Source organism: Marinimicrobium koreense (genome assembly GCF_003762925.1).
GTDB classification, from domain to species: Bacteria; Pseudomonadota; Gammaproteobacteria; order Pseudomonadales; family Cellvibrionaceae; genus Marinimicrobium; species Marinimicrobium koreense.
The window spans coordinates 1,384,520-1,410,145 of record NZ_RJUK01000001.1 but is presented as its reverse complement, the minus strand read 5'-3'; the positions used below and the strand labels follow the sequence as shown (position 1 = coordinate 1,410,145).

The following is a 25,626-nucleotide window of genomic DNA, read 5'->3' as shown; positions in this document are numbered from 1 at the left end:
GTTGTGGTTATCAAGCGGCAGTCAGTGGCGATTTTCCCAGAGCCACCATTGCTGACGCCAGCGGCTGGCCATCATGGCACTGGAGAACAGTATCACGGTCAGCGCCACCGCCAGGTAGTCGCGCCAGTAGGCCAGTGGCGAGAGCGTGTTGGTTACGGCCCAGGTAAAATACAGCAGCACCACAAAACACAGCCAGCTATAGGTCCGATGATAGCCACGCTTCAGCCCCGGCGCAAAGATCAGCAGCGGGACCACCTGCACGATCCATAGCGGCCAGTTGGGCTCGGCCTTGAACAGTGTCAGGAGGGTGAACATCAGGAGCAGTCCTGAGTAGGTGGCCAGCACCAGGGTGCGGGCAACTGACAGTTTGCGCTTGATGTGTTGCGCCTGTTCAGTATTTTCCGGAGGTTTAGGAGCCATTCCCATACAATCAATCTCCGCTTGCGGTCGGGGTGTCGTCAGCTCGGGGGCCGCGCAGCGCCCACAGCGCCATGCGCTGCCCGAGGGTCTGACACAGGGTGGTTTCGTGTTCGCTCAAGGTGGTCGCTTCGGTACCCTCGGCCCAGTGGGACGGACCGTAAGGCGTGCCGCCACTTCGGGTGTGGGTGAGTGCCGGCTCGCTGTAGGGCTGGCCCATCAAGACCATGCCATGATGCAGCAGCGGTAGCATCATCGACAGCAGCGTGCTTTCCTGACCACCATGCAACGTCGAGGTGGAGGTGAACACCGCAGCGGGCTTGTCAATCAGGTCTCCATTGACCCAGAGGCCACTGGTGCTATCCAGAAAGTATTTGAGCGGTGCGGCCATATTGCCAAAACGCGTCGGGCTGCCGAGCAATAACCCGGCACAGTGGCGCAGGTCGTCCAGCGTTGCGTAAGGCGCCCCGTCCGCGGGTACGGCCGGCTCGCTCGCCTGCGTGTCGGCGGAAACCGGCGGTACCGTGCGCAACCGGGCTTCAATGCCTTGTACGCGTCTCACGCCCCGCGCCAGTTGTTGGGCCATGGCAGCAACCGAACCGGTCCGGCTGTAGTAAAGAATCAGAACGTAGGGCATAGGGGGACCTGTCCGGGCTTGAGACGATGGGGGTTGTGGTACAGTGTGATCATACGCTCCCTTCAATACGGTACCTGGTCTTTGCACCCAGGTTTTACAACAGGAAATGCCGATTATGCGGGACTTGTTCAACGCGGAAAATCGTCGCCACTATCTGCGCCTGACATGGCAGTTTTTGCAGATGATCGGGCAGCAACTGAAAGACACCGATTGCCAGAAAAGCGCCGCGCAACTGACCTACGTCACTCTGTTCGCTCTGGTGCCCCTGATGACGGTGACCTATTCCATGTTCTCCGCCATTCCGGCCTTCCAGGGGCTGGGCGAGCAAGTCCAGGATTTGATCTTTGCCAATATGGTACCTGAAACCGGCCAGGAGTTGCTCGGTCATCTGCGGGAATTCTCACAACAGGCCCGCCGCCTGACCATTGTGGGCGTCGTGTTTCTGGTGGCCTCGGCCTATTTCATGCTGGCCAATATCGAGAAAAACTTCAATTCTGTGTGGGGCATTGTGCGTGGCCGCCGGGGCATTTCCAAATTTCTGCTCTACTGGGCGGTGCTGAGCCTCGGACCACTGCTGCTCGGCGTCGGTCTGGCCATGAGCACCTACCTGGCCTCCTTGCGGCTGTTCATGGATGGTTACGAGGCGCTTGGACTGATCACCTGGATTTTTGAGTTCACTCCCTGGCTGCTGACCTCGGCGACCTTCACTCTGCTGTTCGCTGCGGTGCCCAACTGCCGGGTGCCCATCCGCCATGCGTTGATCGGCGGGGTTGTGACGGGGTTGGTGTTTGAGCTGCTCAAAGCGGTGTTCGGCGTTATTGTCGCCAACTCCGCGCTCAGCTCGATTTACGGTGCCTTTGCCATTGTTCCGCTGTTTCTGCTGTGGGTAAACCTGACCTGGATTGTGATTTTGGCCGGCGCCGTGCTGGTCCATACCATCGGTGTCTACCAGATCGCGTTGCGGGATCGGGGTTACCCGGATCTGGTGGCGGCCATGGTGGTGTTGTGGCATTTTTATCGCCGCAGTCTCGATGGCCGGGGGCTGGAAGACAGTGAGCTGTTGCAGCTTGGCCTGGCTTCGGACCAGTGGCAGCGAATTCGTTCGGCTCTGCAGAGAGAGCACTGGATTGCAGTGACCAATCAGGGGGATTTCGTCCTCTGCCGAGATCTGCATCGCCGCCGCATCCGGGAGCTGGGTCCGTTGCTCAGACTGCCAAAAGTCTTGCCCGACCCCTGTCTCGACCTGGATAAGCTGCCCTGGTACCCGGAGTTGCACGAGCGCCTCAAACGCATAGAAGGGTTTTCCGGGGAGCAGCTGGATATGACCTTCGCGGAACTGTTCGACGCGGCTCTGGAAAAAGAGGCCACGGAGAAGAACCGGGAGGCCCGTCTTTCCGAGCATCCTGCGTCTCGTGCGAGCGGAATCTGAGCGACTTATGAAGCTGTCCCGATTTGGTGAAAAAGTGGCGGGTGATGCCGGTATCGTCACCTTGATGGATGACCTGGGCGAAGCGCTCCGGGTCAATCCCGAGATGATTTTCATGGGCGGTGGTAATCCCGCCTCCATCCCCGAAGTCGAGGCATCGCTGAGCAGCGCCCTTCAGGGTGTGATGGACGACCCCGGCGTTCGACGCCCGATGCTCGGTGTTTATCAGCCCCCACAGGGTGATCCGGAGTTTCTCGATTCACTGGCTGGGGAGCTCCGTCGCACCTGCGGTTGGCCGGTCACCAGAGAGAATCTCGCGGTGGCCAACGGCAGTCAGTCGGCATTCTTCGTGTTGTTCAATCTGTTGGCCGGGGAGGGGAGTGACGGCGTGTACCGTAAGGTACAGCTGCCTCTGGTGCCCGAGTATCTGGGTTATGCGGATGTTGGCCTGGCCCCGTCGCTGTTCCGTGCGAACCGGCCCGCCATCGAATGGCTACCCGAGGGACTGTTCAAGTATCACATCGACTTTGAACGATTGACCCTGGATGATGATCTTGGCGCCTTGTGCCTGTCACGGCCGACCAACCCGACCGGGAACCTGGTGACCGAAGACGAGCTGAATCACCTCGATGCGCTGGCCCGGGCGCGCGATCTGCCGTTGATTCTGGACGTAGCGTATGGGGCGCCTTTTCCCGATATCGTTTATCCGTCCATGCGCCCCTTCTGGAATGACAACACCATACTGGTGCTGAGCCTGTCCAAGCTGGGGTTGCCCGGGGCGCGCACGGGCATTGTCGTTGCCCGGCCGGAGATCATTCAGGCCTTTGCCCGCGCCAATACGGTATTGAGCCTTGCCAGCGGCAACCTGGGGCCCGCATTGGCGCAACAGTTGCTGGTTAGGGGTGAGCTGTTTCGGTTGGGGCCCGAGGTCATCCGGCCGTTCTATCACCAGCGAATGCAGTCGGCACTGGCGGTATTTCAACGGGAGCTGGCTGGCCTGCCGGTTCGTATTCATCGTCCCGAGGGCGCGTTCTTTTTGTGGCTCTGGTTCGAAGGGCTACCCATCTCCAGCATGGCGTTGTACGAGCGCCTCAAGGCACGGGGTGTGCTGGTGGTGCCTGGTGAGCACTTCTTTCCGGGGCTGGAAGAGCCGTGGGGGCATCGGCAGGAATGTCTACGCGTGACTTACTGTCAGGCCCCGGAGCGGGTTGCCGAGGGGGCCAAAATACTGGGGGATGAGGTGCGCCGCCTCTACAGTGACGGCGCCTGATCGGCGAGTTATTGTAGCGCCATCATGGCGGCCGCCATTTCGTCGCTCAGGTCTTCCGCTTCGGCTGACTGCATATCCGGGTCCATACCGAGTCGCTCGAACGCGGTGACGCTCTGGTAGTCCATCTCGCCCAGGGCGGAGCCGTCGCCCATATGACTCTGAAGCAGGGCGACCGTGACCAGGTCGGCGTAGTCGGCGGCGTCGGCCTTGCGGTCGAATTTCATGTGCCGGCTGGGTACGTGAATCAGCTCCTCTGGGAACTCCCAGACTTTCAGGATCATGTCTCCCAGCGGGCCCTGCAGTTCATCGATCACCCGGTCCAGGGTGAGACTGTCGGTCAGCAGCGAGGAGTGCTCCTCGGCATAGGTCAGAATGGGCAGTACGCCGATTTTATGAATAAGCCCCGCCAGCATGGCCTTGTCCGGCTGAAGCTTGGTGTAGTGACGGCACAGTACATGACAGATGCCGGCCACTTCGCTTGAGCGCATCCACACATCCCGCAATCGGCTGTCTACCAGATCCGAAGTGGCCTGGAACATCTGCTCCATGGCCAGGCCGGTGGCCAGGTTGCAGGTGTATTCCATGCCCAGGCGGCCCAGTGCCGTTTTCAGATCCTCAATTTGGCGGTTGCCTCTGAGCAGGGGGCTGTTAGCCACCCGGATGATGCGGGCACTGAGCGCAGCATCATTGCCGATCACCTTGGCCAGTTGATCCAGATTGGCGTCCGGATCGTCCGCTACTTCACGAACCTGTAAGGCCACCTCGGGCAGGGTGGGCAGGACCAGTTGATCGTTTTTGATGGCACTGATGATTTCGTCTCGGACGCGTTCAACAACATGACTCATGGGGCTTCCTGTTTCCGGTCTTCAGGGTTTTCATAGGCCGCCAGCTTTCCTGGACGGCCAACCATTGGAGTTTATTCGACAGTATAGGGTAATGATAGCGGTTCGGCCCGGAAAGTGTGGTCGATCTGGATCTCTCCCTCCAGTGCGCTGTCTTCGATCACGGCGAGGCACTCACAGGTATCGGGCCCGCTCGGGGCAGCCGTTACCAGATCACCGATTTTCTTCCCGTCGCCATTGTGCAGGAGCGTGCCCGGCAGCAGGGCATCGGGATCGCTGCAGGCGGCGCTCAACCGCCGCATGCGTTGCTTGAGTTTCCCTTTATAGTGCAGTCGCGCGACGATTTCCTGGCCGGTGAAGCAACCTTTGCGGAAGCTGACGCCGCCGATACGGGTAAGATTCAACAACTGCGGGGTAAACAGTCCCTGCGTCTGCGGCAGTACCTCACCCAGGCCCGCGCGGATATCCAGCAGCCGCCACTGGGTATTACCGGCGGTCGGCTGACCGAAGTGTTGGTCGAGGATCTCGGCCTGCGCCTCAGTCAGCCAGCACTCGTACCGCTGCTCGTCGAGCGTGACAATAAAGCCTCCGTCGTGAGTCACCCACTGGCCCGGCTCAGTGGCTGGCTCGACCAGCGCCTCGGTCAGCTGTTTGCGGGCATCGGGGCCGCACAGGCCGCGTAACCGGTAGTGGCCGGTTTCGTCGGACAGCTCGGCCTTGGAAAAGACGATGTATTTTCCCAGAGAAGCGGTGGTGGCCTCCACCATGGCGCGGGGTAGGCGCAGCAGTACCTGCTCCTCAGCGGTGGCCAAGGCGCGAAAGCTCACCTGCATGCGTCCTTTCGGGTCGCAGTGCGCACCCAGTCGGCTTTCGCCCGGCGTCAACTCCCGAATGTCACAGGTGACCTGCCCCTGGAGAAAGGCCCTGGCCTGGGGACCGGTGACGGCCATCAGGGTCCAGTCGGACAAAGTCAGCCAATGGGTGGAGGTTGCCGTCTGCATGGGTAGAGCGCTCCCGTGGTTGCGATTCGAACGTGATTGGCCTGCGCCGCTGGGCGATGGGGCCGATCACCGAGGGCGCATGATAGAACGATACGTCGGTGGCTCCAAGCCCGGCAAGCGCCCGAGTGCGAGTCCCGTTCCGGGGCCCGGGCTCGGGCGGGCAATCTCCGGCTCTGCATCGTTCATAGAGTTCCGGTGCGATGATATACTGCGGTCCTTGTTGCTAACGGGAGATGTCTGTGGAACGCAACCGTCTATTCTGGGGCAGTCGCCGCGGTATGCTGGAGCTGGATCTGATTCTGCTGCCCTTTCTGGAAAACGTGTATCCCGGCCTTGAGCAGGCGGACAAAGAGCGGTACTGGAAATTGCTCGAGTCCGAGGATCAGGAGATGTTCGCCTGGTTTCTGCACCGCCAGGATCCCGAGGACGCTGAACTGAAAAGGATTGTCGACATTGTCCGGGCCAATACCGGAATCAACGCCCGCTAACCGCCGGTTGGCGCCCATCCGCCTGCAGTCGTCGCGTTGGTTGCGGCGCCTGCATCGGTGTCTGTTACTCGCTCTGGCGGCACTGCCCTGGCTTGCCTTTATGGGGCATTCCGGTGTTTCCATTGGGTGGGTGATGGTCCTGTGCCTGTTCAATGCGCTGCTGGTTTGGGAGTGGTGGCGTGCCGGCCGACGCTCTGACGTGACGGTGCTGGCCTTTGACGCCGGTTCCTGGACGCTTGAGGGGGCCTCCGGGGTGGTTGCGGTGTTCCCCTGCGGTGAATGGCTGATCTGGCCCTGGCTCCAGGTGGTGCGTTTTCGTGAAGGCGATGGGCTGCGAGTGCACACCCTGATCATCCTGCCGGACAGTGCCAGTGCCGACGACCGTCGGCGCCTTCGGGTGTGGTTGCGGATGGGGCGTTGGCATGAGGGACGCTGACCTCTAGCGGCCACCGTCCCGCCGATCACCTTACTCTTTGTTCACAATCACATTCTGGCCGGCGTAATTCATCGGCACCAGAATGGTGTCTCGGGCGATGGGTGAGCGCTCCGGATAGTCGAGGGAGAAGTGCAGGCCGCGACTCTCCCGGCGAGCGCTGGCCGAGCGGATAATCAGCTCGGCGACCATGGCCAGGTTGCGCAATTCAATCAGATCGCTGCTGACCTTGTAATTGCTGTAGTACTCGGCGATTTCCCGCTGTAACAGTTTGATGCGGTGGGTCGCCCGCTGCAGGCGCTTTTGGGTGCGCACGATGCCCACGTAGTCCCACATGAAGCGGCGCAGTTCGTCCCAGTTGTGGGAGATGATCACATCCTCGTCGGAGTTGGTTACCCGGGACTCGTCCCAGGCGGCGGAGGCCTCTGGAGCGTCGATTTCGGGTAGGCGCTCACCGATGTGCTCCGCGGCGGACTGGGCGTACACAATGCACTCCAGCAATGAGTTACTGGCCATGCGGTTGGCACCGTGCAGGCCGGTAAACGACGTCTCCCCGATCGCGTAGAGGTTGAGCAGATCGGTCTGCCCGTGGTGATCCACCATGATTCCCCCACAGGTGTAGTGGGCCGCCGGTACCACGGGGATTGGCTCTTTGGTGATGTCGATGCCGAACTCCAGGCATCGGGCCTTTACGGTCGGGAAGTGTTCGCTGATGAATTCGGCTGGCTTGTGGCTGATATCCAGATACAGGCAGTCGCAGCCCAGACGCTTCATCTCATGGTCGATGGCCCGGGCCACAATGTCTCGCGGCGCCAGTTCGGCGCGCTCGTCGAACCGGGTCATGAAACGCTCACCACTGGGCAGGCGCAGATAGGCGCCTTCACCACGCAGGGCTTCGGTAATCAGAAAGGTCTTGGCCCGGGGGTGGTACAGGCACGTCGGGTGAAACTGATTGAACTCCATGTTGGCGACCCGGCAGCCCGCCCGCCAGGCCATGGCAATCCCGTCGCCACTGGCGCTGTCGGGGTTGCTGGTGTACAGATAGACCTTGCTGGCACCTCCGGTAGCCAGTACCACCACGCGGGACTGAAACACGTGCACATGGTCGTCGCGACGGTTGAGCGCGTAGGCGCCGGTGCAGCGCAGCTTGGGTGAGCCTTTGTCGGCCTGGGTGATCAGGTTGAGTGCGACATGGTCCTCAAACAGTTCGATATTGGGCTCGGCGCGCACCCGGTCGATCAGCGTGCTGTGCACCGCTTCACCGGTGGCGTCGGCACTGTGAATGATGCGCCGGTGGCTGTGGCCGCCCTCCTGGGTCAGGTGGTAACCGCCGTTGCCACCTTCCCGGGTAAAGTTGACCCCCTGGTCAATCAGCCAGCGAATGGCCCCTTTGCTGCGCTCAACGGTAAACCGGACCGCGTCTTCATGGCAAAGGCCTCCGCCAGCATTGAGCGTATCGCTGACATGGGCTTCGATGGAATCGTCATCGTCCAGCACCGCTGCAATGCCGCCTTGGGCAAACCAGGTTGAGCCCTCGTTGACGGCATTTTTACTCAGCACGTGAACCCGTCCGTGCCGGGCCAGTTGCAATGCCAGTGTCAGACCGGCGGCACCGGATCCGATAACGAGAATATCGCTGCTAAAGTGGTTGCTCATTCAGTGTGTACCTGTCCTGCCATGGGGCGATGCCCGGTAGGGCCGTTTACGTCGTCGGGCGCGCTCCGGGATCATCTTTCTGCGGTACGGATGCGGCCTGGGCCGTCCGTAACGTTAGAGGTAGATGGTATAAACCCGTATAATAGCAAGGCTCGTGGCCAGTGTCTTAGAGATCATTGGGTAATATGAGACGCAGCACTTATGAACTTTTTGTCGGACCTTTGGTCAGTGCCACAGGTAATGACCGGGTGGTCACTTGCCTTAGCAACGAGGCGTGCTCGCCATTGCGGGCGGACAGAGGCAAACCACAGAAGTGGCAAACAACAACAGATGAATGACACTGGAGCCCGATTGTGGGCTCCGGGTCGCTTGGGGGTTATGGGATGACAGCGCACGCCGCGCAGGACACCGATCAACAACTGGTCGAGCGAGTACAGAAGGGCGATAAGCGCGCCTTCGATCTGTTGGTCATCAAGTACCAGCACAAAATTTATGCCATTATCGGGCGCTATATCCGCGATCAGGCAGAAGTGCAGGATGTGGCGCAGGAAGCGTTCATCAAGGCCTATCGGGCTCTGGCCAAGTTCCGGGGCGACAGCGCCTTTTACACCTGGCTGTACCGGATTGCGATCAACACCGCGAAGAACCACCTGGTGGCGCGCAATCGGCGCCCCCCGGCCAGCGATGTGGAAGTGGACGATGCCGAATTTTATACCGGCAGCGAGGCACTGAAGGATATCGAGAGCCCGGAGCGCAGCCTGATGCGCGATGAGCTCCAAGCCGTGGTGGACAAGGCCATACGGGACCTGCCGGAAGATTTGCGCACCGCGGTGACACTGCGGGAGATGGAGGGGCTGAGCTATGAGGACATCGCTCATATCATGGATTGTCCGGTTGGTACCGTGAGATCCCGGATATTCCGGGCTCGCGAAGCCATCGATCGGTGCATCGAACCGCTGGTGGCAGAGTCGTAAATGTTTGTTAAGATTTTTTTGGTTTTCGGCTGAACCTTTGGGGGAGAGCCCAGTCTCACCCAATGAAGGCCTGGGGCTGGAAGCATTCAGCAGTGCTTCAGCCACAATTTGATATCGCTTGATGAAGGTACATGCGCGATGACTGAACAGAGCAATCACTCCCTGAATGAGTCACTGTCGGCACTGGTCGACGGTGAGGCGTCTCCGCTGGAAGTACGTCGTCTACTGAAGGCCGGCGCTGACGACTCAGCGGATTCGGAGTTGAACGCACGCTGGTCCCGTTACCAGTTGGCGGGCTCAGTGATGCGACGTGAGTTGGACGTCATGGCGCCGTCGGGCTTTGCGGACCGGATCAGTGAAGCGCTGGCCGACGAGGCGGCGCCGGCGGCCGGACACCGTCATTGGTGGCAGCGCGTCGGACAGGTCGCGGTGGCCGCCTCGGTGGCCGGGGCAGTATTGATCGGGGTCCAACAGTACCCGGGTATGGAAGCCGACAACACGATTGCCGGCACGTTGCCTGCCGAGAGCAGCAGCGCCGAAAGCGATATCGGCCGTTCCGAGCCGGTGTCTCTGCCGGCGGGTTACCAGGCACCCTCCCTGCCCATGGCCCGCACTGCCAGCGCGGAAAGCGGCTACGACCCGGTACAGCGCCCGTCCAGAGAAGTCATTTTTGTGCCGGTGCGCGCCGAATCCGGTCAAATCCCCGCCGAGGAAATCCGCGCCTACCTGAACCAGTTGATGCAGGCGCACAGTGATCACGCGGCGCGCAACAGCAATCAGGGTGTCCTGCCTTTTGCTCGAGTGACCAATCAAGACGAGGAGTAAGGCGCCGTGATGGGGCGACTGCTGGCAAGCCTGTTGTTGCTATCAGCAGGCTGGGTGGCTCAGGCAGACAGTCCAGATCCACTGAGCCTGCTTCAGAGTATGGCTCGTGCCGGGCAGAACCTGAATTACCGGGGCTCTTTCACCTATGAGCATCGCAATGCCATGGAAAGCTTCCGGGTCTACCGCTGGTCAGATGGTGAGCGGGTCGTAGGGCGACTCGAGTATCTGAATGGTCCAGCGGCTACCACCCAACAACTGAATGGCATGGCCGGATGTCAGACCACCGGTTTTCGCCTGCTCAACGCCGATGTGTCCCCCGAAGCGGTCGCCCGCCTTGACCGCTATTACCAGTTGACTGTCCGAGGTTCCGACCGGGTCGCCGGCCGAGAGACCTATACCCTTGAGGTACGCCCCAGGGATCAGCTTCGCTATGGTTATCTGCTGGGGGTGGACCGGGACACCGGGCTGCTGCTCAAAGCGCTCTTGGTCGATGAACAGCAGCGGCTGCTGGAGCGCTTCCAATTTGTGGACCTGGATATCAACCCCGATGTTGACTCCCTGCGGGAAGAGGCCGGACAGTGGCCCGAAGATCGCAGCGACTGCCTGGATGCCGAGGCGGGTCAGCCGACCCGATGGAGCCTGAACTGGCTGCCCCCGGGGTTTGCCTATTCCGGGGAAAAGCGTCTTCCGAATGGCATTGATATGTTAATGTATACCGACGGTCTGGCCAGTTTTTCGGTGTTCCTGCAGCCGGTGGCCAACTCCCCGGAGATTGCCGGGCGTGCCCACCGAGGGGCCACGTCAGCATTTATGGGGCAGCTGGCAACGGACAATCAGCAGTACCGCGTGACCGTGGTGGGCGAAATCCCCGGCGCCGTCGCTGAGCAACTGGCCCAAGGCATAACCCCTTTGTCCGGGACCCGTGAGGTAACACCATGATTTCCGAAACCGGCCGCATTGTCGCCATTGAAACCGATGGGCTCTGGGTGGAAACCATCCAGCGCTCCACCTGTGGTAGCTGTGCGGCGGAAAAAGGGTGTGGCCAGAGCCTGATGGCGCGGCTCATGGGGCATACCAGTTACCTGTGGGTGCTTTTGGAGGGACGGGATCCGGCGGATTACCGCATTGATCAGGAAATCCAGATTGGGGTGCCCGAGAGTGTTGTGGTCAACGGCTCCCTGTTTGTGTACCTCACACCGCTGTTTGGTATGTTGGCCGGTGCCGGCGTGGCCCAGCAGCTCTGGGCAAGCGATGGTCTGAGCGCCATTGGCGCCCTGGTCGGCCTGCTGGCCGGTGGCGCATTGGTCCGCTGGCGTGCCCATCAGACCCGCTACGATCGCCGCCTGCAGCCGGTTTTGCTCGACGATCGGCAACCGGTCACCCTGATTCCCTCCTGAACCCTGTCCCTGCAAGAGTGAGATCGCGTTTTGCCTGCTGCCCCTTCCCTGATAATTCCGGAGCACGAAGTCGAATTGACGGCCATTCGCGCCCAGGGCGCGGGCGGTCAGAATGTCAACAAGGTTAACAGCGCGGTGCACCTGCGTTTTGATGTTCAGGCGTCTTCGCTGCCCGAAGCGGTCAAGGAGCGTCTGCTCCAGATGCGCGACCAGCGAATCACTACGGACGGTGTTCTGGTGCTCAAAGCCCAGCGCTTCAGAACCTGGGAGAAAAACCGGGCCGATGCGTTGGAGCGATTGGCGGAGCTGATTGCCAAAGCCAGCCACCGACCCAAGCCCAGGCGGCCCACTCGCCCCTCCAAGGCCGCACGGCAAAAACGCATGGATCGAAAGACCCAGCGCGGCGCGATCAAACGCAATCGCGGCAAAGTCGACCTCTGACGTTTAACCTCTGACCGTTGAGCCGGTACCGACGCCCACACCCTGTTCAGGATTGGGCGGTGGCGGACGTGCGTTCAAGGTTGACCCTGGCTTCCGGTTCCGGCACCTGTCGCCAGAGTTCGTCCCGCAGTTGCCCAAACGCCGGTTTCCGATCATTGAGCAGCCAACGCGCCAGCGCCTGGGCAACATTGGGGTAATCCACGGGTCGGGCGCGCGGCATGGCCAGCCAGTCGCCGATGGCTTTTTCGGTCAATACCTGAGCTACGGCACCATAGCCGAGCTGGCTCAAGGCGAACGCATTCGACTGTTGCTCCATCTGACCGACCACGGGCTGCACCAGCAGCTTCTTGCCCAACTGAATGGCCTCGCTGGGCAACTCGAACCCCGCACTGCAAATGACTCCTTCAACCCGGTGCAGATCGGCCTGAAAGCCTTCCCTGGAAAAGGGCCGGATCTGGATGTGGCCCTCATCAATGGGTTTCGGCACCGGCTGGTAGACGTAGAAGCGGGTGTCCGGAAACGCGCGCAGTTGGGGCACTATGTCCTCGGGTTGGGCGAAGGGCAGATACACCAGATACTCATTGGCATGGCACTCATTGGGATACTGCGAGGGCTCAATCAGCGGTGGCAGAATCGGCTGGTTGAAGTGGTGCCAGTGCAGGCCGATAGCGTGCTCAACCGGCGCGAACTGCCGCATGAAGGCGCGTACAAACAGGTTTTCGCCCCGTTTCGGAATCTGGTGCATGAACGCACACTGGTGGGAAATGCCGATGCTGGGCAGCCCGGCTCGACGCGCTGCCCACGCGGTTACCGGTTCAAAATCATTGATCAGCAGGTCGTAGCCGCTGACATCCAGAGCGCGGATATCCCGGTACAGGGTGCGCAGGTGGCTGCTGAGTATGGTGCGAGGATAGTTTACCCGCCCGTGCTCCGTGACAAAGGTCAGACCGCGAAAGCATCGGTACGAGCCGAAAGTGTCCATGTCGAAATAGTCTTCGGGCGCCCGCCCGGAAAAGACCCAGTCTACCTCGACTCCCTCCTCCTTGAGTGCTTTCGCCATGATTCGCGCGCGGGTGGTGTGGCCATTGCCCGTGCCTTGAACACCGTACAGTATCTTCATAAAGCGCCTGTGGTTGGCCAGATTATCGAGGAAGCATAAAGCCCGGTCATTGCCGCTCCGGACCCTAGCAACGCCCCTGCGGCGATATCACTGGGATAGTGCACACCCAGCAACACCCGGCTGGCGCCAATCATGCTGGCCCACAGATAGCAGGGCAGGGCAAAGGTTGGGTAAAAGCTGGTGACCAGTGCGGCAAACAGAAAGGCGGCGGCGGTGTGTCCGGACGGGAAGCTGAACTGGTCCGAGGGGGTGATCCAGGCCTCGTAGAAATCAATTTTCATGGCGGGCCGGTCTCGCTTGATGGCGTTTTTAAGCCACAGGTAGAGACTGATATCCAGTGCGTAGGCCAGTATGCCCGCCAGAAGAAAAGCCTGGCCGTGCTCCGGCTCGAGCAGCGCCAGTGCCAGGGAGCCCAGAATATACAGATGGCCGTCCCCGGTTCTCGAAATCCAGCGAACCGATTTACGGTAGGGGAAGCGCTTGGTGACGTGTAGCCACAGAAAAGCGAGAGTATCCAGCCGATGTACGCGTTCAAAGAGACTGTTCATAGGTCACCGCCTTGGTTGGGTCTTGGGACTTCAGCCGCCGACAGCGTATTGATAGCACTCCATTGTGAATCTTCCATGACAGTGAACGGGCGGGATTTCCATCGCCGCAACAATCCGTTAACGTACCCGGCATTACCGATTATCCAGGAGTATTACCCCCTTATGCCCAAACCCGGAAAAACCGGTTTACGCCGGATTGTTGATGCCTTCGGGTACTCCATGCACGGCTTCGCCGCAGCCTGGCGCTTCGAGGCGGCGTTCCGCCAGGAGGTCCTATTGGCGGTTATCCTGCTGCCGGCCTCGCTCTGGTTGGGGACGACGCTCATGGAGCGGTTGTTGCTGGTGGCCAGTGTGTTCTGGGTCATCATGGCGGAGCTGGCGAACTCGGCGATTGAGGCGGCGATTGATCGCACGGGAGATGAAATGCATGTGCTTGCGGGCCGCGCCAAGGATATGGGCTCGGCTCTGGTGCTGGTCAGTCTGATCCTGCTGGCCATCATCTGGCTCAGCGTGGGAGTGGCCCGGTTTCTCTGAGAGGAACTGGAGCGAGAGAGTTCGGCAGTGGTCGACCGGGGGGCGAATAGGCTACACTCGTGACCGACGTTAACGCCGAGACGGCACACAGACTCAGGCCTCTATGGACTTCTTGCTCGAATTCTCCACCCTGTCACTGGTTTTGATGGCATTGATCGTGCTGATGACGGTCTATTTCATCGGGCCGGGCTACTCCTCTCAAAGTGCGGTACACGCTCCGACCATTCTCACCAGTACGGGTATTTTCGGTACCTTTATCGGGGTGGCGTTGGGTCTGCTGGAGTTTGATACGACGGATATTCAGTCCAGCGTGCCGGGATTGATCGAGGGGCTTCAGACCGCCTTCTGGACCTCCATTGCCGGCCTGTTGGGCGCCTTGCTGGTCAAGTTCCGTCACTTGGCCACGACGCTGCGCCAGCATCGGCGCCAGTCCAGCTACGAGGCGGCCACGGTCGATGATCTGGCCAATCTGCTATCCGATATTCACCAATCCCTGTCCGATCCCGATGCCGGTGGTCTGAACGCTGCTGTGCAGGGCTTGCGCCAGCAACAGCAGGACGAAATCCGGGGGCTGAAGCAGTCTCTGGAGCAGTATCAGGCTGATATGACCGAGGCCAACACCCAGGCGCTGATTCGCGCGTTGGAGACCGTGCTTACCGACTTCAATGCCCAGATCGACGTCCAGTACGGCGAAAACTTCAAGAAGCTCAATGAAGCGGTCGGCAATATGCTGCTCTGGCAGCAGAACTACAAAACCGAACTGCAGGAGCTTCTGGTGACTCAGAAGTCCAATGGCGAGTTGCTCGACAAGGCCAGCCGGGCGTATGAGAAAGTAGTCACCCACTCCGAGGTGTTCAACCAGGTGTCCGAGTCTCTTGGTGGGCTGATGGAAGCGCTGCAAGCGCAGGCTCAGGGGCTGGATCAGTATCTGTCCCAGCTGTCGACGGTGGCCGAAAAAGCGGCGGCCGGTCTACCCTCTCTGGAGGGAAGGGTGGATGCACTCACGGATCAGCTGGCGGACAGCGTGACCCGGAACCAACAGCAGCTGAGTCAGGTGCTGGATGAAGCCTCCCGGGCACTGAGGGACACGTCGGCGGAAGTGCATAGGAACCTGGCCGACAGTCTGACTCAGTCCCAGAGCGGTCTGCACCAACAGGTGGAAGCCCTGGTGGACCGTACCGGCAGTCAGTTGGAGGCGCTTGATAACGCGCTGGAGCGTGAGCTGACCAAAGCGCTGACCACCTTTGGCTATCAATTGACGTCACTGTCCGAGAAGTTCGTCAACGACTATTCACCGCTGACCGACAAGTTGCGCGCACTGGTTCAGGCCAGCGGCGCGATTACTGATTCCAATGGCCCCGATACCACTCATGACTCAGCGTCCCAATCATCAAAATCCGCTCGCACCCCGGCCCAACCATGATGTAGAGCACGAGGAGCACTGGGTCTCCGTCAGTGATCTGATGGGGGGCCTGATGATGGTGTTCCTTTTGATTGCCGTGGTCTACATGGTTCAGCTCGAGATCGAAAGCCGTAAAATTCGCGATGTGGCGGTGCTCTACGATCGTCTGAAAACCCAGCTGTACGACGATCTTCAGGAGGAGTTTGGAGACGACCTGCCGCGCTGGGGAGCCGAACTCAATCGGGATCTCAGCCTGCGCTTTTACGACACCGAAGTACTCTTTCCCCAGGGGGAAGACACCCTGCGTCCCGCATTTGAGGCGATATTGTCCGATTTCTTCCCGCGCTACCTGGCGATCATCACCTCCCCCAAATACCGGGACGACATTCTCGAGGTGCGGATTGAAGGCCACACCTCCAGCGACTGGGGCAATCTGCCGGAGCGGGAGGCTTATATTCGCAACATGGCGCTGTCCCAGGCTCGAACCCGCACTACCCTGGCTTACCTGCTAAGCCTGCCGGACGTGGAGTCGGAGCGAGCCTGGATCAAGGCGCACTTGACCGCCAATGGACTGTCCTCCTCCAAGGTGGTGACCCGAAACGGCCAGGAGGACGAGATCCGCTCCCGTCGGGTTGAGTTCCGGCTGCGTACCGATGCGGAATCCCGTATTGAAGGGTTGCTCAGCGAGGAGCGCTCGTGAAGCTGCCGGACTTTCTGGAGTTCGAGCCGTTCAACCGCTTGCGGGCCTCTCTCGGGGCGGAGCAATTGGGGGCGTTCGAGTTTTTTGATCCTCAACTGCACCTCACCGCCCGGGAACGGGAAGAGCTCCTCACGGGCCTGACGCTGGGATGGTCGGCCTTACGGTGCCTGCACGATTATACGCTGGCATATAAAAACAGCCGGGTTCTGGTATGGGGTCAGGCGCCGGGACAGAGTTGGGCGGCGCCGGGGTACCACCTGGCGTACTGCCGGACGCTGCAACAGTTGCGCCGGCAGCAACCGGATCTGCGCTTGTCGGTGGCCACCCGGTTACCGGAGCCGGACCCCTGGCCTTGGCGGGTGTGTCCGGAGTGCTTGCAGCAACTGCAGTTTCGCGGCTTTGACGCCGCGCGAGCCCGGCATCGGGACTACAGCGAACGGGTGTTGGAGGCCTTTGATCTGGCGGATTTTTTCCGTGACTACCCGGTCTATCCCATCACGTCCGAGGTGTTGCGAGCGCTGGATGTCGTCGCCTGAAGCAGGCTCAGCGCCGATGGAGCTTCAATGGTGGGAGTAGAGGCCGCCCTCGCTGAAGTAGGCGTAGTAGTCCTGTTCCAGCGAACGGCCCGGGGTGCGCCGATCCAGTGATTTGCGGCGCTTGCGATGATACAGGTCCATGGGCATGTCGGCACAGGGATCTGGTTCCCGGCGGCGGTCCAGTCCGCGACGGCGGTTGATGAAAATCGAGTCTGGGCGGTGCATGGCGGTCAATCGTTTTTTTTGAGAGTTGAATTAACACAGTGTAGTCGGCAATCGGTAAAATGCCGACAAATTTTGTGGAGTAGAGTATGAAACCGGTAGAAACGTCTATTCACCGTGCTTTGACAGAGGCCTTCGAGCCCCTCCATCTGGAGGTGCTCAATGAAAGCCACCAGCATAATGTGCCCCCCGGCTCGGAGAGTCATTTCAAGGTCGTTCTGGCCTCAGAGGCCTTTGTTGGCAAGCGGCAAGTGCAGCGTCATCAGGCGGTTTATGGAGCGCTCGCCGAGCAGCTACGAGGTCCGGTCCATGCCCTGGCGCTGCACACCTACAGCCCAGAGGAGTGGCGCGACGCGAATCAGGTCCCGGGCTCGCCCCCCTGCCTGGGCGGTGGCGCCAAGTCCTGAAATCCGGTGAATTGACCCGTCAATTCACCGGTTGAAGCTGGTTGTTCAAAATTTAAGCGTTTATAATGCGCGCTTTCTGTCAGTTCCCCGAGGTTTATTGTCTTCCCATGAGTGCTTTTGTTGTTGCCGCCCTGTATAAATTTGCCTCTCTGCCGGACTTCCAGGAGATCAGTGATCCCCTGCGGGAGCGCTGCGTGGCGTTGGGTCTGAAAGGCACGCTGCTGCTGGCCCATGAAGGCATCAACGGCACGGTTGCCGGCTCCCGTGAGGGCATTGATGGCTTGCTTGACTACCTGCGCTCGGACCCGCGACTGGCGGATCTGGAGCACAAGGAGTCTCCAAGCGATGAACAGCCGTTTTATCGCATGAAGGTCAAGCTCAAGAAGGAAATCGTGACCATGGGCGTGGAGGGTATTGATCCTCGCCAGAGCGTGGGCACTTACGTGCCGCCGAGCGACTGGAATGCACTGATATCTGACCCCGAAGTGCTCGTTATCGATACCCGCAACCATTATGAGTATGCGATCGGGAGTTTTGAGCGGGCGCTTGACCCGCAGACCGAGACATTCCGCGAATTCCCCCAGTACGTGCAGGATAACCTCGATCCTTCGCGCTACAAGAAAGTGGCCATGTTCTGCACGGGCGGCATTCGGTGCGAGAAGGCCACGGCATATATGAAAGCGCAGGGCTTTGATGAGGTGTACCACCTTCAAGGCGGCATTCTCAAATACCTGGAGGAAGTCCCCGAGGAAGAGAGCCTTTGGCGGGGTGAGTGTTTTGTGTTTGATAACCGCGTCGCGGTCAATCACCGCCTTGAGCCCGGCACCTATGATCAGTGCCATGGCTGTCGTCACCCGATCACGGAAGAAGACAAGCAGGCGCCAGAGTATATGAAAGGCGTCAGTTGTCCGCGCTGTTACCACCAATTGACGGACGACCAGAAGGCCCGTTTCGCTGAGCGGCAGAAACAGATTGAACTGGCGCGTCAGCGCAACGAGGCCCATATTGGTGCCGCTCCGCCGGCGCGCCAGTGTCGGGCCACCACCCAATCGTGATCTGGAAGGGCGCCGCTGCCACTTCCCCCAACGGAGATTGACCCATGGAATCCCTGGATTACCAAACATGGACCCTGGATCTGGCCCGAGGCCGGGCGGAGCACCCGAGCGGTTTCAGTCTGGAAGTGGAGGGGGATGTACGCAACCCCACCGGGGTCGCGCCGGCAAACTATCCGAAAGGGTTGAGCTTTGCCGATCAGGCACGGCTGCTACGCTCGGGTATGGAGGCGCTGGCTGCGGCCGCCAACGGCTCGGATGCTGGCTCCCAGAAGCGCTCTACGGTCGTGAACAGTCGCGCCCGTCGGGCGGAAGAAAGTGCCAAGCAGTTTGCTGAGCAGCGCAAGGACCGCCCCGCGCGGCCCAAGCTGTCGCTCAAAAAAAGGGACTAGCGGATTACCAGTTGACCACGCAGTTGCAGATCGGTCCGGTGGTTGTCGACTACCATAAACAACTGATCCATCCGCACACCCGCCATTTCCGCCTGACTGGCGGGCGCGTGAACACCGCCGCCGCTGGCGACCAGACGGTCGAGTTCCGCGGTGGTTGAATCGATGGCCGTCAGAATATTCTGGGTGGTGGCCTCATCGCGGAATACCCGTCCCTGACCGGTCAGGGCCAGATATTGATCACACTCTTCAAGCCATTGCTTGCGCTGCTTCAGGAAGTTGCTGATGTTGCGCATCCCTCCTTTATGGCCGGAGGTCAGCTTCTCATCCCGATAGCTTTGCAGGCTCTCCCGCGCGCGCAAAAGAAATGCGACGCTGGTGTCTTGACAGTAGGACGCCGTGAGGTAGCTGGGGAATTTGACACCGTGCTCTTCCATGGCCGCCTCGCGCTTGCAGGTTTCATCGCAGGCTTGGCTGGGTAGGCACACCAGAAGACTGAGTAGAATAAATAGTTTTTTCATAGTCGCGCCAGTGGTTTGTTATGAATTTTGTACAGCGTAGTGCCTTGTATATGTCATTTTGGCGACACCGTCAACGGTAGGCCACTCAACCCACCTTTGTTATTAGAAATCAGTCTAGATAACGGAAACTTATAAGTTTTTGCTGTAAAGAAAGTGGTTCTACCACTCTGAATGATTTTTATGTTGATGGTGGGCGGCCATCAGCCAACTGTAAATCCCTTTCACGTTACGCGCAAACGCGTCGGTGGAGTACTGCTGTGCAAACGATTGTGCCTGCCGGGAAAGAAGATCACGGTGCGTGTCGTCCTCGATCAACTGGCGGGCCCGCTGGCACCAGACCTCCAGATTATCGGGCGTTTTATAGCCGTTTTCATCTTCCCGGACCACATCATCAACGCCGCTGGAGCGCACTGCGACAACGGGCAGGGACGCGGCCATGGCCTCCAGGATGACCATTCCCTGGGTTTCCGATTTTGAAGCAAAGACAAAGAGGTCGCCAAGGCGGTAGTAAGTGGCCATGTCCTCCGGGGCGATCGCGCCCACCAGCGTGATATGGTCGGCCAGTGCCTCCTGTTCGATTCGCTGTTGCAGGCGGTGGCGTTCATGCCCGTCGCCGATCATCAATAAATGAAAGGGCGTTTTGGTCTGGTCTTTGAGCCGAGCCATTGCATCCAGCAGAAAATCGATGTTCTTTTCCGTCGACAATCGGGACACGCTGATCAGAACCCGCTTTCCTTCCAGAGTGTATTGCTGGCGAAGTCGCGCCAAGGCCGCATGGTCCACCGTCTGAAAGCGGTCATAGTCAATGCCGGTGGGCTGTACAAAGATGGGGGTTTTCACCCCGATCATACGCAGGTAATCCTCGGCAGAGTTGGTGGGTACGATGACCCCGCTGCATCGATTGGCAAAGCGCTTGATCAATCCGTGGGAGATCAGGTTGCGGAACAGCGCACCGGGGAGCGGTACGAAGTGGGCGTAGTGCTCGAGCCGCGTGTGGTAGGTGTAGACCGAAGGTATGTCCAGACGTCGGGCCAGCCACAGCCCGAGAGAGCCCATCCATATCGGATGATGGACATGGATGAGGTCCGGCTTGAAGTCCTGCACCGCACGGCGAATCCGTTTCAGGAAAATATTGGGGAGCCTGAACTCGCCCCGAACACCGAGTGTCAGCAGCGAGTGGGCGCGAACCACACCGGATTCCTCAGGGTCCCGACGTCGATACCGTGGTGCCACCACCAGTACGGAATTTCCCAGGGCAATCAGCCCAGAGCGCAGCCGTTCAATCGACAGCGGCACCCCGCCAATAAACGGTAGATAGTTGTTGGTGAACATGGCCACCCGCAGGGGGGCGCTCTGCCAAGGGGTGGGGTCCAGATCAAAGTCCGGGTAGTAGTCCTGCCCGACCACGATACGCTGGTAGAGCTTGATGGCGATTACCGTGAAAGCGCTGACCAGGAGGATGAAGTTGACGTACCCGACATAGAACAGAGAGTAGATGAAAAACCATAAGCTCTCCAGCGTGGAGAGCAACGGGTGCTGGCCCACGTCAAGGCGCTCCATCGTGATTTCCACATCGCGACCCGACACGGCGACCTTGACGTAGTGATAAAAGCTGACGTCATCGTTCAGTACCAGGCCGCCGCCACCGCCCGTGGTAATGAAGTGAGTGTCCTGATGGGTTTGTGTGGAATAGAGCGGCAGGTTGGCCGAAAACACCGCCGTGACATCGTGCTGGTGAATGAGACCAAGCAGTGCATCCTTGAATGTGGGGTCTTGTAAGTATTGGTCTTCCCGCTCGAACAGCAGCTCATGCTCGACCGGATAGAGGGGATGTCCAAGGAAGAGGAACACCGGGCCTGACCGGGGGTCGCCCAGCAACCCCTTGAGCCATTCGATCTGCCAGCGCCAAGGGGTTTTTCCGGTGCTGTCCAGAAAAATGAACTGACTGTTTCCCAGTTTGAAGTTGTAGAAATAGGGACCGAACTGCTCGTAAAACCGGAAGCTGCCGAAGTCCTCGTGCTCCTGCTCACCGAACGTCAGCAGGTAGGGAATGTCCAGGTGGCTCAGGGTGCCGTGGAGCGCACGGTATTTGTCTTCACCGCCGCCACTGACGGCATTACCGGCGGAGACCATAAAATTCACGCCGGACTGGTTCAGCGTGGGAATTATGCGCTTTTCAAACACGCCCACCGAGTTGTTGATGTTCCCTACCACCGCGAACTGGTAGTCATCCCGGGATTCGAGGTTATCTTTGAGTAGGCGTAGCTGTTCCGTGTGCAGGCTGTTGTACTCGGGGCGGTCCAAGTTGAGGTAGAGCTTGTAGCCGATCAGGAAGGCGACGATCGTCAAATTCAGATAGAACAGCCATTTAATCAGGCGTGGCGCTTTCATTACCGTTTATTCCGTTGGGCGTCGCGTAAAAGATCGTTTGCCAGGGTTCGCTTGAACAGCACCAGCCCGATGGCCATACCCAGGTAGATGGTCAGTGCTCGCCAGGCAAGGGTCACCAGCAATAAGTGGGGGCCACCAATCAAGGACCGAAAGAAGTGGCCAAACACTCCCTCAGAAATACCTGAGGCGCCCGGCGTCGGCGAAAAATACATAATAAAGGTCGTCACCAGCAGCAACCCCAGGATGTTCACGTAGCTGACCGAGTAGTCCAGAGCCCACAGTAGAAGCGCGGGAAAGCTGAACAGGCTCAACAGGAAGAGTGCCGTAAACAGGATGGAGGCAAACACCGCCCAGTGGTTACCGGAACCATACTCGCGAAACGCGCGCGCGAATCGCAACATCTCCCGGCGCAGGTGGAACTGCCAGCGGCGGTGGCGGCGATCACTGAGTCCATGCCAGTGGCGAAGTTGTTGCAACAGAACGCTCACCAGGCCAATCAGCCAGCGGGTGCGGAATAATACCAAGGCAAAAAACCCCAGGTACAACACCACAAAGCCCGCCAGCGCCCACCCTATGTTTTTTCCAAGGGTGCCTTCGCTGAATACGTCCAGGGTCAGCAGGCACAGGGGCGCCAGGGTAAAAATAAACGCCACCGCCAGCAGGGTGCGTAAGGTTGTGGCGGCGGTGGCGTGACCAACAGGAACGCCTTCGCGGCGCAGATACCAGATTTGCGCAAAACCGCCACCGGTAGCCATGGGAGTGATATTGGAAAAAAACAGGTTGATGAAAACGAGTGACAGCAGGCTCCGTAGCGGGACCCGGTGTCCCAGCGCCTGCAGGGTGTACCCCAAGCGGAGTGCATCACTGAGGTAATAGACGGCCAGTAGCCCCAGCAGCGACAGCAGCACCCAGGGTTGCAGCAGACGGGTATCGAAGGTCAGTTCCCGCCCAGCAAACTGACCCCAGACAGAGTAGAGCCCGGCGGCGGTCAGCAGCACGAAAAGCAGGGCGAACAGTGCCAGCCGTCGCCAGGAAGTGGGCGCGTAGTCGGCCACGGGCGATGACTTAGGTGTTCAGCGTCAGCAAAAAGCCCAGCGGGTGCTTGAACAGGGCAACGCTGACAATGTAGAGGAAAATCCCGAGCGCAATCAGCCAGGCGGTGACCCGCACGGACTTTTTGGGATGCCGGAAGGCCAGCACGCCCACACCGATGTAGATAAACAGCGCGATGATTTTAGTCATCAGCCAGGGATGATCGCCTGGCGAGTAACCCATGACAACAGCCAGGGCAACAGCGCTGACCAGCAGCAGGGTGTCATTGATATGGGGAAGCACCCGAGCCCACTTGCGTTTTAGCAAGCCAGAGCCCTGCATCATCCAGATGCCCCGGATAAAAAAACCGATAAATGAGAGCAACACAAAGAGCAGGTGCAGGTGTTTGAGTAGAGCGGTCATCCGGTGTGTCCTTCAGTCTGGGATTGGGTGCCGGTGGTTCAGGGTTTGTGTACTTTTTTTGGATGTTTACGTGCTGGATAGCAGGTTCGGCAAATGTCGCACACGGTACCATCACAGCGCCGCGCGGAACAGTACTCGCGTCCATAGTAGATGATTTGCAGGTGCAGTGCGTTCCAGCGGTCTTTGGGGAACAGGCGCTTAAGGTCTTTTTCGGTTTGGGTGACATTTTTGCCGTTGGTCAGTCCCCAGCGCTGGGCGAGCCGGTGGATGTGGGTGTCTACCGGGAACGCGGGTACGCCAAAGGCCTGACTCATGACGACGCTGGCGGTTTTGTGGCCGACGCCGGGCAGTTTTTCCAGGGCGTCAATGTCATCGGGTACTTCGCCGCTGTGTTCGTCGATGAGTATCTGGGACAGTTTGGAGATGGCCTTGGCTTTCTGAGGCGAGAGTCCGCAGGGGCGGATGACGGCCTGGATGTCTTCGACGGGTATTTTGGCCATGTCTGCGGGGCTGTCGGCGAGTTGCCACAAATGTGGGGTGACCTGGTTGACCCGCTCGTCGGTACATTGGGCGGACAGCAGGACGGCGACCAGTAGGGTGTAGGGGTCTTTGTGATCGAGCGGTATCGGCGGCTCGGGGTACAGTTCCTGGAGCCGATTCAAAATGAACTCGACTCTTTCGGGTTTTTTCAGGTTCTTTGTAATATCCATGGTCTATTTGGGACTCGTTAAAAGTGAGTTGCCAGCGTGAGGTCCGGAGGCTGCACGGGAAGCCAGTTGAAGACCCGCCGTGAACCCATCCCTGGGGGCTTCTCGTCGGCTCCCTGCCTCCGAGAGTCTTCAACTGGCTTCCCGCGCATCCTCCTCATTGCCACTCAGAGATTTTTGCAGAGCTATCTAGTTCCCGAAACTATCTGGGTGGCACCGCGGAGGGAGGGGGTTCCCCTTTGGGGCCGTCACCGGCCTGGACGGCCGGTGCAGAGCGTACAGGGATGTATTCACAGCGTGCCCCAAAGGGGAACCCCCTCCCGCAGCACTCCATTCGAAGTTCCAGCCTAGTACTGCGACATCCCACAGCACTTCCTACGAAGACCCTCAGTACTGTTTCATGAACTCGCGAATCCGGTGTGCCGCTTCGACGCACTCGTCCAAGGAAGCTACCAATGCCATTCGGACATAATGGTCGCCCGGGTTGCCGGTTTCGGTGTTGCGGGCCAGGTAATTGCCGGGGAGGACGGTAATGTTCTGTTGGGCAAACAGCTCCCGGGCAAACGTCTCACTGTCCACCGGCGTGCGCGGCCAGAGATAAAAACCCGCTTCCGGTTTGGCAACGTCCATACAACCGTCCAGGACCTCCAGCACCGCCGCGAACTTCTGGCGATACAGATCCCGGTTCGCCCGCACATGCGCCTCGTCTTCCCAGGCCGCAATGCTCGCCAGTTGCGAGGGCACCGGCATGGCGCAACCGTGGTAGGTGCGGTAACGCAAAAACTCCGCGAGAATCGATGCATCACCGGCCACAAAACCAGAGCGCAAGCCCGGCAGGTTAGAGCGTTTGGACAGGCTGTGAAAAACCACGCAACGGCGGAAATCCTCACGGCCGAGCTCAGTGCAGGCCTGCAACAATCCAAGCGGGGGTGCCTGTTCGTCGAAGTAGAGTTCGGAGTAACACTCGTCTGAGGCAATCACAAAATCGTACTCGTCGGCCAGTGCCAACAGGGTGCGCCAGTGTTCAAGCGTGAGTACCGCGCCGGTGGGGTTGCCCGGGGAGCATAGGTACAGGAGTTGGCAGTGTTTCCAGATGTTCGGGTCGACGGCGGCAAAGTCGGGAATATAGTGATTGTCGGCGGTACAGTTCAGAAACGCCGGGCGCGCTCCGGCGAGCAGGGCGGCGCCTTCGTAGATCTGATAAAACGGGTTGGGACTGACCACCAGTGGGTTGTCAGCGGTGCGGTCCACCACAGCTTGGGCGAAGGCGAACAGGGCCTCGCGGGTGCCATTCACCGGCAGTACTTGGGTCTCGGGGTCGAGTTGTCCCGCCGTCAGTTCGAACCGTGTTTCGGCCCAGCGGGCAATGGCCTGACGCAGTTCGGGCAGTCCTTTGGTCGCGGGGTAGTTGGCAACGCGTTTGAGATTCTGGCTCAGGGTGTCGAGTACGAATGCCGGTGGTTCGTGTTTGGGCTCACCAATGGACAGTGCAATAGGCGATAGGTGTTCCGGTGGCTCTATGCCCGCTTTAAGCCTTGCGAGCTTTTCAAACGGATAAGGGTGCAGGTGATTCAGGTCTGGGTTCATTGGTTTTCTGGTTCTTGAGTGAATGTGGTGATGAAACCTTTGGCTGTGGCGTTTGGTCCGGACCGCTTTGGGGTGAGCTGTTCTCAGACACGCCGTAAACCCATCCCTGGGGGCTCGCATCGCGGGTCCCCCGCTCCACGGTCTGAGAAAAGCTCACCCCAAATCGCCCCTCAGTGCCAATAGCAAAAACGCGACGATAACACTCGGTGGATAACGGGATTTACCCCTTATCCACCCACGGCGCTCAA

The 25,626-nt window shown here is 59.6% G+C and carries 30 protein-coding genes; 16 read left to right on the top strand and 14 right to left on the bottom strand.

Going from position 1 to position 25,626, the window contains the following annotated elements; genetic code table 11:
- Positions 1-21: 21 nt before the first annotated feature.
- Both EDC38_RS06090 and wrbA read right to left on the bottom strand, forming a co-directional pair.
- Positions 22-420 (bottom strand): DUF2069 domain-containing protein, encoded by a 399-nt coding sequence (locus EDC38_RS06090; RefSeq protein WP_170162861.1) that lies wholly within the window; start codon positions 418-420, stop codon positions 22-24.
- A 10-nt stretch (positions 421-430) separates the two neighbouring features.
- On the bottom strand, positions 431-1,054 hold the full coding sequence (gene wrbA / locus EDC38_RS06085; protein WP_123637736.1) for an NAD(P)H:quinone oxidoreductase: 624 nt from the start codon (positions 1,052-1,054) through the stop codon (positions 431-433).
- Positions 1,055-1,169: 115 nt separating this feature from the next.
- On the opposite strand from wrbA, the gene EDC38_RS06080 reads away from it, so the two are divergent.
- Together EDC38_RS06080 and EDC38_RS06075 are read left to right on the top strand one after the other, a co-directional pair.
- The gene (locus EDC38_RS06080; protein ID WP_170162860.1) at positions 1,170-2,483 is read left to right on the top strand and encodes a YihY family inner membrane protein; all 1,314 of its coding nucleotides are present in this window, start codon (positions 1,170-1,172) and stop codon (positions 2,481-2,483) included.
- Positions 2,484-2,490: 7 nt separating this feature from the next.
- The gene (locus tag EDC38_RS06075) at positions 2,491-3,750 is read left to right on the top strand and encodes a valine--pyruvate transaminase (RefSeq protein WP_123637734.1); all 1,260 of its coding nucleotides are present in this window, start codon (positions 2,491-2,493) and stop codon (positions 3,748-3,750) included.
- Between the two features lie 8 nt (positions 3,751-3,758).
- Here the strand turns inward: EDC38_RS06075 and EDC38_RS06070 are convergent, their stop codons facing one another.
- Together EDC38_RS06070 and ygfZ are read right to left on the bottom strand one after the other, a co-directional pair.
- A complete protein-coding gene (locus EDC38_RS06070) occupies positions 3,759-4,595 on the bottom strand; it encodes an HDOD domain-containing protein (RefSeq protein ID WP_123637733.1) in 837 nt (278 codons plus the stop codon).
- Between the two features lie 71 nt (positions 4,596-4,666).
- The gene (gene ygfZ / locus EDC38_RS06065) at positions 4,667-5,593 is read right to left on the bottom strand and encodes a CAF17-like 4Fe-4S cluster assembly/insertion protein YgfZ (protein ID WP_123637732.1); all 927 of its coding nucleotides are present in this window, start codon (positions 5,591-5,593) and stop codon (positions 4,667-4,669) included.
- Positions 5,594-5,832: 239 nt separating this feature from the next.
- On the opposite strand from ygfZ, the gene EDC38_RS06060 reads away from it, so the two are divergent.
- Together EDC38_RS06060 and EDC38_RS06055 are read left to right on the top strand one after the other, a co-directional pair.
- Positions 5,833-6,081, top strand: a complete 249-nt coding sequence (locus EDC38_RS06060; protein ID WP_024460624.1) for an FAD assembly factor SdhE — start codon at positions 5,833-5,835, stop codon at positions 6,079-6,081.
- The gene (locus EDC38_RS06055; RefSeq protein WP_123637731.1) at positions 6,047-6,517 is read left to right on the top strand and encodes a protein YgfX; all 471 of its coding nucleotides are present in this window, start codon (positions 6,047-6,049) and stop codon (positions 6,515-6,517) included. The genes EDC38_RS06060 and EDC38_RS06055 overlap by 35 nt, the downstream gene beginning before the upstream one ends.
- A gap of 30 nt (positions 6,518-6,547) precedes the next feature.
- Here EDC38_RS06055 and nadB read toward each other — a convergent pair whose 3' ends face one another.
- Positions 6,548-8,170: an L-aspartate oxidase gene (nadB, locus tag EDC38_RS06050; RefSeq protein WP_123637730.1), complete on the bottom strand. Its 1,623-nt coding sequence runs from the start codon at positions 8,168-8,170 to the stop codon at positions 6,548-6,550.
- Between the two features lie 383 nt (positions 8,171-8,553).
- Here nadB and rpoE point away from each other — a divergent pair, with 383 nt between their 5' ends.
- From rpoE to arfB, 5 genes are all read left to right on the top strand, one after another.
- Complete coding sequence (rpoE, locus tag EDC38_RS06045; protein ID WP_024460621.1) at positions 8,554-9,144, top strand: RNA polymerase sigma factor RpoE; 591 nt, start codon at positions 8,554-8,556, stop codon at positions 9,142-9,144.
- Between the two features lie 138 nt (positions 9,145-9,282).
- Entirely contained in the window at positions 9,283-9,969 is a 687-nt protein-coding gene (locus tag EDC38_RS06040; protein WP_123637729.1) for a sigma-E factor negative regulatory protein, read from the top strand.
- Positions 9,970-9,978: 9 nt separating this feature from the next.
- Complete coding sequence (locus tag EDC38_RS06035; protein WP_246004424.1) at positions 9,979-10,908, top strand: MucB/RseB C-terminal domain-containing protein; 930 nt, start codon at positions 9,979-9,981, stop codon at positions 10,906-10,908.
- Complete coding sequence (locus EDC38_RS06030) at positions 10,905-11,366, top strand: SoxR reducing system RseC family protein (protein ID WP_123637727.1); 462 nt, start codon at positions 10,905-10,907, stop codon at positions 11,364-11,366. The genes EDC38_RS06035 and EDC38_RS06030 overlap by 4 nt, the downstream gene beginning before the upstream one ends.
- A 30-nt stretch (positions 11,367-11,396) precedes the next feature.
- On the top strand, positions 11,397-11,807 hold the full coding sequence (gene arfB / locus EDC38_RS06025; RefSeq protein ID WP_123637726.1) for an alternative ribosome rescue aminoacyl-tRNA hydrolase ArfB: 411 nt from the start codon (positions 11,397-11,399) through the stop codon (positions 11,805-11,807).
- 46 nt (positions 11,808-11,853) lie between these two features.
- Here arfB and EDC38_RS06020 read toward each other — a convergent pair whose 3' ends face one another.
- Together EDC38_RS06020 and EDC38_RS06015 are read right to left on the bottom strand one after the other, a co-directional pair.
- Positions 11,854-12,927 carry an MJ1255/VC2487 family glycosyltransferase gene (locus EDC38_RS06020; RefSeq protein WP_123637725.1) on the bottom strand — a complete coding sequence of 358 codons (1,074 nt, stop codon included), beginning with the start codon at positions 12,925-12,927 and terminating at the stop codon, positions 11,854-11,856.
- On the bottom strand, positions 12,924-13,475 hold the full coding sequence (locus EDC38_RS06015) for a phosphatase PAP2 family protein (protein ID WP_123637724.1): 552 nt from the start codon (positions 13,473-13,475) through the stop codon (positions 12,924-12,926). The genes EDC38_RS06020 and EDC38_RS06015 overlap by 4 nt, the downstream gene beginning before the upstream one ends.
- Before the next feature lie 162 nt (positions 13,476-13,637).
- On the opposite strand from EDC38_RS06015, the gene EDC38_RS06010 reads away from it, so the two are divergent.
- The 4 genes from EDC38_RS06010 (at position 13,638) to EDC38_RS05995 (ending at position 16,647) form a co-directional block, all read left to right on the top strand.
- Complete coding sequence (locus EDC38_RS06010; protein ID WP_123637723.1) at positions 13,638-14,009, top strand: diacylglycerol kinase; 372 nt, start codon at positions 13,638-13,640, stop codon at positions 14,007-14,009.
- 103 nt (positions 14,010-14,112) lie between these two features.
- Positions 14,113-15,432, top strand: a complete 1,320-nt coding sequence (locus EDC38_RS06005) for a hypothetical protein (protein ID WP_123637722.1) — start codon at positions 14,113-14,115, stop codon at positions 15,430-15,432.
- On the top strand, positions 15,380-16,111 hold the full coding sequence (locus EDC38_RS06000; RefSeq protein WP_123637721.1) for an OmpA family protein: 732 nt from the start codon (positions 15,380-15,382) through the stop codon (positions 16,109-16,111). Before EDC38_RS06005 ends, EDC38_RS06000 begins: the two co-directional genes overlap by 53 nt.
- On the top strand, positions 16,108-16,647 hold the full coding sequence (locus EDC38_RS05995) for a hypothetical protein (protein WP_123637720.1): 540 nt from the start codon (positions 16,108-16,110) through the stop codon (positions 16,645-16,647). The genes EDC38_RS06000 and EDC38_RS05995 overlap by 4 nt, the downstream gene beginning before the upstream one ends.
- 24 nt (positions 16,648-16,671) lie before the next feature.
- Here EDC38_RS05995 and EDC38_RS05990 read toward each other — a convergent pair whose 3' ends face one another.
- Positions 16,672-16,872, bottom strand: a complete 201-nt coding sequence (locus EDC38_RS05990; protein ID WP_123637719.1) for a hypothetical protein — start codon at positions 16,870-16,872, stop codon at positions 16,672-16,674.
- A gap of 86 nt (positions 16,873-16,958) precedes the next feature.
- On the opposite strand from EDC38_RS05990, the gene EDC38_RS05985 reads away from it, so the two are divergent.
- The 3 genes from EDC38_RS05985 to EDC38_RS05975 all read left to right on the top strand — a co-directional run bounded on the left by EDC38_RS05985 (position 16,959) and on the right by EDC38_RS05975 (position 18,720).
- Positions 16,959-17,276 carry a BolA/IbaG family iron-sulfur metabolism protein gene (locus tag EDC38_RS05985; RefSeq protein ID WP_123637718.1) on the top strand — a complete coding sequence of 106 codons (318 nt, stop codon included), beginning with the start codon at positions 16,959-16,961 and terminating at the stop codon, positions 17,274-17,276.
- A 107-nt stretch (positions 17,277-17,383) separates the two neighbouring features.
- Complete coding sequence (trhO, locus tag EDC38_RS05980) at positions 17,384-18,331, top strand: oxygen-dependent tRNA uridine(34) hydroxylase TrhO (protein ID WP_123637717.1); 948 nt, start codon at positions 17,384-17,386, stop codon at positions 18,329-18,331.
- Positions 18,332-18,375: 44 nt separating this feature from the next.
- Positions 18,376-18,720 (top strand): hypothetical protein, encoded by a 345-nt coding sequence (locus EDC38_RS05975; RefSeq protein ID WP_246004349.1) that lies wholly within the window; start codon positions 18,376-18,378, stop codon positions 18,718-18,720.
- Here EDC38_RS05975 and EDC38_RS05970 read toward each other — a convergent pair.
- The 6 genes from EDC38_RS05970 to dapC form a co-directional block, all read right to left on the bottom strand.
- Positions 18,717-19,238: a hypothetical protein gene (locus EDC38_RS05970; RefSeq protein WP_123637716.1), complete on the bottom strand. Its 522-nt coding sequence runs from the start codon at positions 19,236-19,238 to the stop codon at positions 18,717-18,719. The genes EDC38_RS05975 and EDC38_RS05970 overlap by 4 nt on opposite strands.
- Before the next feature lie 159 nt (positions 19,239-19,397).
- Positions 19,398-21,629: a glycosyltransferase gene (locus tag EDC38_RS05965; protein ID WP_123637715.1), complete on the bottom strand. Its 2,232-nt coding sequence runs from the start codon at positions 21,627-21,629 to the stop codon at positions 19,398-19,400.
- Positions 21,629-22,684 carry a lysylphosphatidylglycerol synthase transmembrane domain-containing protein gene (locus EDC38_RS05960; protein WP_211331043.1) on the bottom strand — a complete coding sequence of 352 codons (1,056 nt, stop codon included), beginning with the start codon at positions 22,682-22,684 and terminating at the stop codon, positions 21,629-21,631. Before EDC38_RS05960 ends, EDC38_RS05965 begins: the two co-directional genes overlap by 1 nt.
- A gap of 10 nt (positions 22,685-22,694) precedes the next feature.
- Positions 22,695-23,084: a SirB2 family protein gene (locus tag EDC38_RS05955; protein ID WP_123637714.1), complete on the bottom strand. Its 390-nt coding sequence runs from the start codon at positions 23,082-23,084 to the stop codon at positions 22,695-22,697.
- 38 nt (positions 23,085-23,122) lie between these two features.
- Positions 23,123-23,794, bottom strand: a complete 672-nt coding sequence (gene nth, locus EDC38_RS05950) for an endonuclease III (protein WP_123637713.1) — start codon at positions 23,792-23,794, stop codon at positions 23,123-23,125.
- 384 nt (positions 23,795-24,178) lie between these two features.
- Positions 24,179-25,378, bottom strand: a complete 1,200-nt coding sequence (dapC, locus tag EDC38_RS05945) for a succinyldiaminopimelate transaminase (protein WP_123637712.1) — start codon at positions 25,376-25,378, stop codon at positions 24,179-24,181.
- Between the last annotated feature and the right edge of the window lie 248 nt (positions 25,379-25,626).

Excerpts from the sequence above, each read along its gene's own strand:
- EDC38_RS06090 (WP_170162861.1), bottom strand. The coding sequence starts at position 420 with ATGGCTCCTAAACCTCCGGAAAATACTGAACAGGCGCAACACATCAAG.
- wrbA (WP_123637736.1), bottom strand. The coding sequence starts at position 1,054 with ATGCCCTACGTTCTGATTCTTTACTACAGCCGGACCGGTTCGGTTGCT.
- EDC38_RS06080 (WP_170162860.1), top strand. The coding sequence starts at position 1,170 with ATGCGGGACTTGTTCAACGCGGAAAATCGTCGCCACTATCTGCGCCTG.
- EDC38_RS06075 (WP_123637734.1), top strand. The coding sequence starts at position 2,491 with ATGAAGCTGTCCCGATTTGGTGAAAAAGTGGCGGGTGATGCCGGTATC.
- EDC38_RS06070 (WP_123637733.1), bottom strand. The coding sequence starts at position 4,595 with ATGAGTCATGTTGTTGAACGCGTCCGAGACGAAATCATCAGTGCCATC.
- ygfZ (WP_123637732.1), bottom strand. The coding sequence starts at position 5,593 with ATGCAGACGGCAACCTCCACCCATTGGCTGACTTTGTCCGACTGGACC.
- nadB (WP_123637730.1), bottom strand. The coding sequence starts at position 8,170 with ATGAGCAACCACTTTAGCAGCGATATTCTCGTTATCGGATCCGGTGCC.
- rpoE (WP_024460621.1), top strand. The coding sequence starts at position 8,554 with ATGACAGCGCACGCCGCGCAGGACACCGATCAACAACTGGTCGAGCGA.
- EDC38_RS06040 (WP_123637729.1), top strand. The coding sequence starts at position 9,283 with ATGACTGAACAGAGCAATCACTCCCTGAATGAGTCACTGTCGGCACTG.
- EDC38_RS06035 (WP_246004424.1), top strand. The coding sequence starts at position 9,979 with ATGGGGCGACTGCTGGCAAGCCTGTTGTTGCTATCAGCAGGCTGGGTG.
- EDC38_RS06030 (WP_123637727.1), top strand. The coding sequence starts at position 10,905 with ATGATTTCCGAAACCGGCCGCATTGTCGCCATTGAAACCGATGGGCTC.
- EDC38_RS06020 (WP_123637725.1), bottom strand. The coding sequence starts at position 12,927 with ATGAAGATACTGTACGGTGTTCAAGGCACGGGCAATGGCCACACCACC.
- EDC38_RS06015 (WP_123637724.1), bottom strand. The coding sequence starts at position 13,475 with ATGAACAGTCTCTTTGAACGCGTACATCGGCTGGATACTCTCGCTTTT.
- EDC38_RS06010 (WP_123637723.1), top strand. The coding sequence starts at position 13,638 with ATGCCCAAACCCGGAAAAACCGGTTTACGCCGGATTGTTGATGCCTTC.
- EDC38_RS06005 (WP_123637722.1), top strand. The coding sequence starts at position 14,113 with ATGGACTTCTTGCTCGAATTCTCCACCCTGTCACTGGTTTTGATGGCA.
- EDC38_RS06000 (WP_123637721.1), top strand. The coding sequence starts at position 15,380 with ATGACTCAGCGTCCCAATCATCAAAATCCGCTCGCACCCCGGCCCAAC.
- EDC38_RS05990 (WP_123637719.1), bottom strand. The coding sequence starts at position 16,872 with ATGCACCGCCCAGACTCGATTTTCATCAACCGCCGTCGCGGACTGGAC.
- EDC38_RS05985 (WP_123637718.1), top strand. The coding sequence starts at position 16,959 with ATGAAACCGGTAGAAACGTCTATTCACCGTGCTTTGACAGAGGCCTTC.
- trhO (WP_123637717.1), top strand. The coding sequence starts at position 17,384 with ATGAGTGCTTTTGTTGTTGCCGCCCTGTATAAATTTGCCTCTCTGCCG.
- EDC38_RS05975 (WP_246004349.1), top strand. The coding sequence starts at position 18,376 with ATGGAATCCCTGGATTACCAAACATGGACCCTGGATCTGGCCCGAGGC.
- EDC38_RS05970 (WP_123637716.1), bottom strand. The coding sequence starts at position 19,238 with ATGAAAAAACTATTTATTCTACTCAGTCTTCTGGTGTGCCTACCCAGC.
- EDC38_RS05965 (WP_123637715.1), bottom strand. The coding sequence starts at position 21,629 with ATGAAAGCGCCACGCCTGATTAAATGGCTGTTCTATCTGAATTTGACG.
- EDC38_RS05955 (WP_123637714.1), bottom strand. The coding sequence starts at position 23,084 with ATGACCGCTCTACTCAAACACCTGCACCTGCTCTTTGTGTTGCTCTCA.
- nth (WP_123637713.1), bottom strand. The coding sequence starts at position 23,794 with ATGGATATTACAAAGAACCTGAAAAAACCCGAAAGAGTCGAGTTCATT.
- dapC (WP_123637712.1), bottom strand. The coding sequence starts at position 25,378 with ATGAACCCAGACCTGAATCACCTGCACCCTTATCCGTTTGAAAAGCTC.